The sequence below is a fragment of the Methanocalculus sp. genome (genome assembly GCF_030651615.1).
Taxonomy (GTDB): Archaea; Halobacteriota; Methanomicrobia; order Methanomicrobiales; family Methanocorpusculaceae; genus Methanocalculus.
In genome coordinates, this window is the sequence record NZ_JAUSCG010000121.1 from 1 (window position 1) to 6,427 (window position 6,427).

Annotated in this window: 9 protein-coding genes; 6 read left to right on the forward strand and 3 right to left on the reverse strand. The window is 44.9% G+C overall.

Annotated elements, in window-relative coordinates:
- The coding region (locus Q7V06_RS05410; protein WP_304839178.1) for a hypothetical protein at positions 1–410 on the reverse strand (410 nt) is incomplete at its 3' end.
- A 657-nt stretch (positions 411–1,067) separates the two neighbouring features.
- Between Q7V06_RS05410 and Q7V06_RS05415 the strand changes: the two genes are divergently transcribed.
- From Q7V06_RS05415 to Q7V06_RS05430, 4 genes are all read left to right on the forward strand, one after another.
- Positions 1,068–1,658 (forward strand): DUF4382 domain-containing protein, encoded by a 591-nt coding sequence (locus tag Q7V06_RS05415; protein WP_304839181.1) that lies wholly within the window; start codon positions 1,068–1,070, stop codon positions 1,656–1,658.
- 10 nt (positions 1,659–1,668) lie between these two features.
- Complete coding sequence (locus tag Q7V06_RS05420; RefSeq protein ID WP_304839183.1) at positions 1,669–2,154, forward strand: CsbD family protein; 486 nt, start codon at positions 1,669–1,671, stop codon at positions 2,152–2,154.
- Positions 2,155–2,329: 175 nt separating this feature from the next.
- Complete coding sequence (locus Q7V06_RS05425; protein WP_304839186.1) at positions 2,330–2,485, forward strand: DUF1328 family protein; 156 nt, start codon at positions 2,330–2,332, stop codon at positions 2,483–2,485.
- A 544-nt stretch (positions 2,486–3,029) separates the two neighbouring features.
- Positions 3,030–3,467 carry a hypothetical protein gene (locus tag Q7V06_RS05430; protein ID WP_304839189.1) on the forward strand — a complete coding sequence of 146 codons (438 nt, stop codon included), beginning with the start codon at positions 3,030–3,032 and terminating at the stop codon, positions 3,465–3,467.
- Positions 3,468–3,526: 59 nt separating this feature from the next.
- Here Q7V06_RS05430 and Q7V06_RS05435 read toward each other — a convergent pair whose 3' ends face one another.
- Positions 3,527–3,670 (reverse strand): hypothetical protein, encoded by a 144-nt coding sequence (locus tag Q7V06_RS05435; RefSeq protein WP_304839191.1) that lies wholly within the window; start codon positions 3,668–3,670, stop codon positions 3,527–3,529.
- Positions 3,671–4,109: 439 nt separating this feature from the next.
- On the reverse strand, positions 4,110–5,030 hold the full coding sequence (locus Q7V06_RS05440; RefSeq protein WP_304839195.1) for a cache domain-containing protein: 921 nt from the start codon (positions 5,028–5,030) through the stop codon (positions 4,110–4,112).
- 256 nt (positions 5,031–5,286) lie between these two features.
- Here Q7V06_RS05440 and Q7V06_RS05445 point away from each other — a divergent pair, with 256 nt between their 5' ends.
- Positions 5,287–5,985: a DUF4013 domain-containing protein gene (locus Q7V06_RS05445; protein ID WP_304839198.1), complete on the forward strand. Its 699-nt coding sequence runs from the start codon at positions 5,287–5,289 to the stop codon at positions 5,983–5,985.
- A gap of 210 nt (positions 5,986–6,195) precedes the next feature.
- On the forward strand, positions 6,196–6,427 hold a 232-nt coding region (locus Q7V06_RS05450; RefSeq protein WP_304839200.1), incomplete at its 3' end, for a response regulator.

The following is a 6,427-nucleotide window of genomic DNA, read 5'->3' on the forward strand; positions in this document are numbered from 1 at the left end:
ATCTTGGTATATCTTCTCCATTTGGTTAATGGTTCATCAAGGATCTGATCCTGATCCTTCTCATCCTCTATAAAGTTGTAAAAGTTCCTTAGGCCTCTTGTCTGTTTGTCTCCTTCTACGTCTTGGAGATCCTGAGGCCTGAGGATATCATCAGAAGAGGCCATCAGGCGATCAACGGCTGAGAGGTATGATTTAACGCTCTTCTCTGTGATCTCTTTATTCTTGACTTTACGGTTTAACCATGCTGAGAACTGATCCCTAAGTAGAAGATAGAAAGCCTGGAGGGTAAGTATGATCTCGATACCTTTCGATGGGTGATCCGATGGTACGCGAGCTTCCGAAAAATTTTCTTGAGCGCGATCGACATCAGATCCAAATCTCTTTTCTCCGAGCCCCGATGGAGATTTCAAGCCTTCACACGGCGAAGATCTCGTGTTCGAATCACGACGAGTCCACTATTTTTCTCTGTTTTTTTTCTTCTCTGTTTGGACTCTGAGTGATTGAATCATCGTATCGATAAATCGAGACGCATTCTGAACTTCATTTGTTAGAAAATCGTACGTATCAGGATTGAGTGAGAGGTGCATCCTCTTCCGGATTCGATTTGGGGCTGGACACTTCTGGTTCTTCTCTGGTGTTCTCATAGCTTCTCCTGTCTGGACATGTCCGGACACATATCGTGATGCTCTTCACGGCTGATATACATAGTCCCGGCGGCATGAGGGAATCGAGTTTTCAGAGGATGCTCATCAGGTGGGTTCCGGTGTGGGAGAATCAGAGCGTCCCGATGTTTCTCTTATTTAGAACTGAACCGAAACCTTTTATTCCTATGATTATATTAAAATGTGCTTCTATTCATTTTGGGTGTATGTGGTACATGAGTGATCCCTCAAAACCAGATTCGGGTCAGTTCGTCAGAGGGTGTTCTGATCTCTTTAGGCAATCACCGGAAGATAATTTCCCTGTTCGGAGTGATCACTCTGGACGATTATGTTGTCTGTCCAATGCCTGCATCTCCTTATTGAAGCCGTTTTACGATATTTAGTTACTATGAGGTGATTTCATCTATGAGATACCGACACTATGTTGCATTGGGAGTAATCGTACTCGTATCTATTATCATTGCAGGATGCACGACCGCTCACGAAGGAGAATCCACGCTTATCATCGCGGTTAAGGATGCTCCGAAGATCACTGATTTTGGCACGATCACCCATCTCTGGTTGAATATCAGCGAGGTGAGTGTTCATCGGGCATCTGGTAATCAAACTGTCATTGAAGATGACGAAGAGGAGGATGCAACTGAATCTGATGATACTGGAACGGCTGGATGGACGATTGTTGTCGATGAATTCCAGACGGTTGATCTGATGCAATACATCAACGTGAGTAAGATAATTGGTCAGAAGACGATGAGTCCGGGTAAGTACACACAGATCAGACTGAAGATAGATTCAGGGACGATCACAGTTGACGATACAGAGTATACTCTTGGTGTTCCAAGCGGGGTGCTGAAGCTGAATAGAGGTTTTGTCCTCGAAGAGGATGAGACCCTGAAACTCACGCTTGACTTTAATGTAGAGAAGTCGGTCATCCAGACGGGAGCAGGTCAGTATATGCTGAAACCGGTGATTGCAGTCATATCTGAGAGAATGTAAGAGATCTTCAATGGTATCAGAGATCCATTCTAATCTGCTTCATTACTTCAATTGGATCTCTGCTCTCCCTCTTTTTCTTGATGAATCGTTATCGATTGGTGTTTTGATTAATGACTGTGACTGGAGCGTAGGTGGTCTTTCAAACTGCATATGTAATCCCGAGTGGGTATTTAATCTGAATGTCCGTTGTTATGCGGAAGGGAATGCTGGAGATGTTGCAAAAATTTTTTTCTATAAATATCTTTTTATGCATCTGTACTATACATACATCTTATCTGGTATAATCAGAACCAGAGAGCATACAATAGGAAGTGATGGCATGACTACAAGTAAGGATGAAATTGTGGGAAAAGGTAAACAGGTCAAGGGAAAGATTCGTGAAGAAGTAGGCAAGGTGACGGGTAATAAAACAGAACAGGTTAAAGGTAAAGTCGAACAGTTGGATGGAAAAGTCCAGGAGACGATTGGAAAAACAGTAAGAAAAATGAAAGATTAAATGAAGAGATCCACGACAGGATGAGGCTGAACTCTCATCTTGCAGTATACTCTTTCTATGAGGAATCTCCTATCAGTTGACGGATCGGTACATACTTTAAACCATTTCATTGATTTCAATTGGGCGGGTAAATGTAGTAAAAAAAGTGTATTATATGACGAAAAGGGGGTGAATTGTGGCTGATTTAATTGGGTTGGCGGTATTATTCCTCATCCTGGCGCTTGTTGCGTATGTGCTGGGTGCAAAGGGTATTGCCGGGTTTTCGATGACTATTGCCAAGTGGCTCGTTATCATCTTTATCATACTTGCAATCATTACCTTCATATTGTAGCGGGACCCGCATCTCTTTTTTACCTGAATCATCACTGAAACTCTCTATCTCTGCTGACTCTGCTGCTGCTTGGACCTCTTTATCTCCTTCTGCCGTTGAGTATCCTGTTGGGCAACCTGCGGTTCGCCGTCCTTTTCCCCGTCATGCTGAGCTTCCTGAGCTTCTCTTTTGGTCTCTTCTTGATCAGGTTGTGTCATATCTCTCCGAATTTCATCCTTTGATTCATCTGTCACTGCATCCCCTCCCATGTCTATTCTGAACATTCTATTACTGCAACTATGTTTATGAGACTGTTGGTACATTCTGATTTCTGTAATCCTCCTCGTGTAAAGTCAGCTCTGGGAAGATTTCTCTGTCGTTTTCGTCCCAGAATCTGATTTTGATCGATTATGATATATACGTTTAATTATATTGTTCTGTGTGATGCATTGCCAGCGTGTCTCTCCTCACGTGAGCAGGACAAGAAAAAATGATACCTGATATCCCCTATTCAGAAAAATTATCCCGGATCGATAACGAAATATCAGAAATATCTCAGAGAATTATGGAAGAGCTTGAAACGGCAAGTTCTAAGGATCTCTCTGAAGCCAGATATGCGAGAAAGATATTGCAGTTATCTGATCTGAAATACACTCAAAATATTTTATACGAGATAGAGAGTGTCCCATCAAGAGCAGATCGCATCATCGAAAAACGAGCGGTAATCAAAGCATTATTGCTTTCCACATGGTTGCAGAGGCTCTATTTTATCATCCGGTCTGCTCTCATGTCGATCCTTGCGGTGGTTGTTACCTTCTTCTATGTCTCATTTTTTGGTCAGATAGGTGTGGTTTTAGCCGTTTTTATGGGGGTACTCATCTTTATTATTGGCCTGATTGTGACACGACTATTTGATTCACAGACGGTACAAATGACAAAATATATTGTTCGACGATTGGCAAGTCATAAAAAACTGCGGGATTTCATCATGAACTATCTCTAAGTACAAAATGGGGGTTAGTATTGTTTAAAGGATCATTTCGATTTGCCGGATCCCTTCTCTCAATTAAATTTTATCAGCCCCATCAGAGCCATTACAACGATAGCTAATATGATTGCTCCCAAAAGACCAAAGATATACCACCCGACAAGAAATGCTACTACCGCTCCAATTCCCATTGCACCCCAGTTCACTGATATTGCCATTCTTTTATCACGCTCCCTTCATCATTTCATTCTTCCCCCACTGCTCTTCTTCACCAGGCCTCGCTGCCTCCTTGTGATCCGGGGGAGGTCGGTCACAGGATAAACTACTCTTTGTTCATCCTCTATTTGTAGTTGATTGCCGGAAACAGAGATCGCCTGAGACCAAAAAGTGCCTAAAAACCGGGTTGAATGTTGCTCTCCAGACGTATTTCCGAAAAAAAGAGATCATCACATGATTGATGGAACAACGTGCCTGCCTTTACCAGGAGTTTGGGCGAAAGAACGGTCTCTATTCTCCCATCTGACTATCTATTATAGTGGATGATATATGACAAAACTGTCGACGATAACCGATAGATTTGGGACGAAGAGACCTCCTGATCTCTTCCAACTACCGCCTGGATGAGGGGAACCTATATCTTCCTATCCCGTAGAGATCTCAGGTCCGAAGGACGATCTGCCCCGGTTCAATATACTGGCCGCAGCCGAGCATCCAGGTGCCATCGACATCTGTTAGATAACTGATCTTGAGATCAGTCATATTCGTAAACGGGTTCACCGAGTAGTAATCGACCATTCCGCCACCGCTCTTTGCTCTCTCCATAAACGCCTGAATATGGTGGCTTCCAAACGGATCAGTGGCATTGAGCCGGTTAACACCGATCATATCGGGGCGATAGGGCCAGGCAAGGACGGTCCCGTCATACTCATAGGCGAAGATATAGAGATCCCCGTCAATAAAATCCCCCTCTTCGTTATTGAATGTTGCAATGGCAACGTCTCTCCCGTTCTTAAGGGCATATGCTTTTGCATCATCGACAAATGCACGGAGTTTCTGGGTGATCAGAAGATCATCACGTGTATAGACCCCTGCCCCGATCCAGTAGGTATCATCGACCGGACGGACATAGCTGATCTTCAGTTTTTGAGGCTGATCACCGGCAGGATAGGGGTAATGGTAGAGGATATATCCGCCCCCGCTCTCTGCGAGTTTGATCTCAATTTCGGTATATGGCTTGCCGGAGGCATCCAGCAGAGGCATGAAGTCTTCACCGACCATCTCCGGCTGGAAGGGGAGGGCAAGAGCAATACCTGAATAATCGAGTGCATAGACGTAGATGTCATCGGTCACAAACGGGCCCGATGGATCTCCAAATGCGGCGATCGCCTCCTCTCTTCCGTTCTCCAATGCCCAGATCGCAGAAGTATCGACGTACTCTTTGAGCTCAAGTGATGTCTCTGGTGTCTTAAGATCCGGATAATCAGTTGTTCTGCTTGCTGTTTCCGGTGCTGTCCCTGTGCATCCGGCTCCGATGATGAGAAGGGCAAGGATGATGATGGCGGGTATCCGTTGATGCATACAGGTTCGATACTCGATTCGTCAACTTAAATCTTTCTAAATGGTCTATATCTGTACATAAGGAGGATTGTTATTGCAAAATAATTGATTATTTCCTCTGTCCAGGTGTGTATTCCTATCACCAACAAAATCAGAGGATGGGTCAGTCCAAATAGTTTTCTCCAAAAGACTGGAGTCATGGTATGATACAGACGTACATGCCGAATGGTGTAGGATTATATTCGAGGGGAGCGTTCTTCTGTCTGCTGGGATAATTGTGGATTTTATCAGATTGGTCGCTGATGCCGGTGCGTACACACAAAATGCCTTCACCCGAAAACGAGCCCGGTGGCCTCTCTTCATCATATCGAAGTACCTCGTCTATCCGCTCTTTCTTGGGTACATAGTCGAGATATACCGGGGGAAGATGCCATCGGCATCGGATGACCCGTATGAGTTTATTCAGGATGAACCCCACTGGTTCTCCCTCTTCTTAAATGGCATCAGGCTTCTGATCATCAAGATACTCTATACAATGCCAATTATTGTCACGCTTGGTCCTATTCTCATCACATTCTTCTTTGGTGATGGAGATGCCCTGACCACCATGGCATCGGATGTCTATGGTATCCCGGAAGTGGTGCTGATTACGATGGGGATGCTGGTTGGCCTCTTTATCTTCCTGTACACCTTCATCATCGGGATCAATCTCCCTATTGGACTGATCCGCTTCTCAAGAACCGGCTCGATGAGGGAAGCATTCAGATTTGGTGCTATTATTGGGGATATCGGAAAGATCGGGCGGCTCAGGTACATCTTCAGTACCCTCTTTATTATTACCGGGATTGGAGCCATTGAGTATGCGATGGCACAGGTGCCGATCATCGGCTGGCTTCTGATCATCATCCTTTCCCCCGTGATCGCCGTCTTCTCTGCACGGTACTTCACCCTCGTCTATGACAGCATACCCGGTTGAGCGCTCTTCCTCCTCTCCCCGTGTATGCAGAATAGTTCCATCCGGTTAATGAACCCGGACGAAAGTCGTGGTGTTGCCCCTCCATCCTCCTGATCGCCCTGGTTCAGGACGGAGTGCAATAGGTCTCCTCACTTTTAGATTGTGAAGATATCCGGGTCATAAACAGATCCGTGTGAGAAAGATTATGCCTGCAACAAACAATATATATTTATGATATCGACATGCGGAAGTACAAAACCAATCTCCCTCCTGTATGTCGATGACGAACCTGCTCTTCTTGAAATTGGCAAGATATTCCTGGAAAAATCCGGTAATGTAATTGTTACAACGGCACAGGGTCCTCCAGAGGCATTCAGACTCCTCTCCAGAGAATCATACGACGCGATCATCTCCGACTATCAGATGCCGGAGATGGATGGTCTTTCTTTCCTCAAAGAGCTCA

Excerpts from the sequence above, each read along its gene's own strand:
- Q7V06_RS05415 (WP_304839181.1), top strand. The coding sequence starts at position 1,068 with ATGAGATACCGACACTATGTTGCATTGGGAGTAATCGTACTCGTATCT.
- Q7V06_RS05420 (WP_304839183.1), top strand. The coding sequence starts at position 1,669 with ATGGTATCAGAGATCCATTCTAATCTGCTTCATTACTTCAATTGGATC.
- Q7V06_RS05430 (WP_304839189.1), top strand. The coding sequence starts at position 3,030 with ATGGAAGAGCTTGAAACGGCAAGTTCTAAGGATCTCTCTGAAGCCAGA.
- Q7V06_RS05435 (WP_304839191.1), bottom strand. The coding sequence starts at position 3,670 with ATGGCAATATCAGTGAACTGGGGTGCAATGGGAATTGGAGCGGTAGTA.
- Q7V06_RS05440 (WP_304839195.1), bottom strand. The coding sequence starts at position 5,030 with ATGCATCAACGGATACCCGCCATCATCATCCTTGCCCTTCTCATCATC.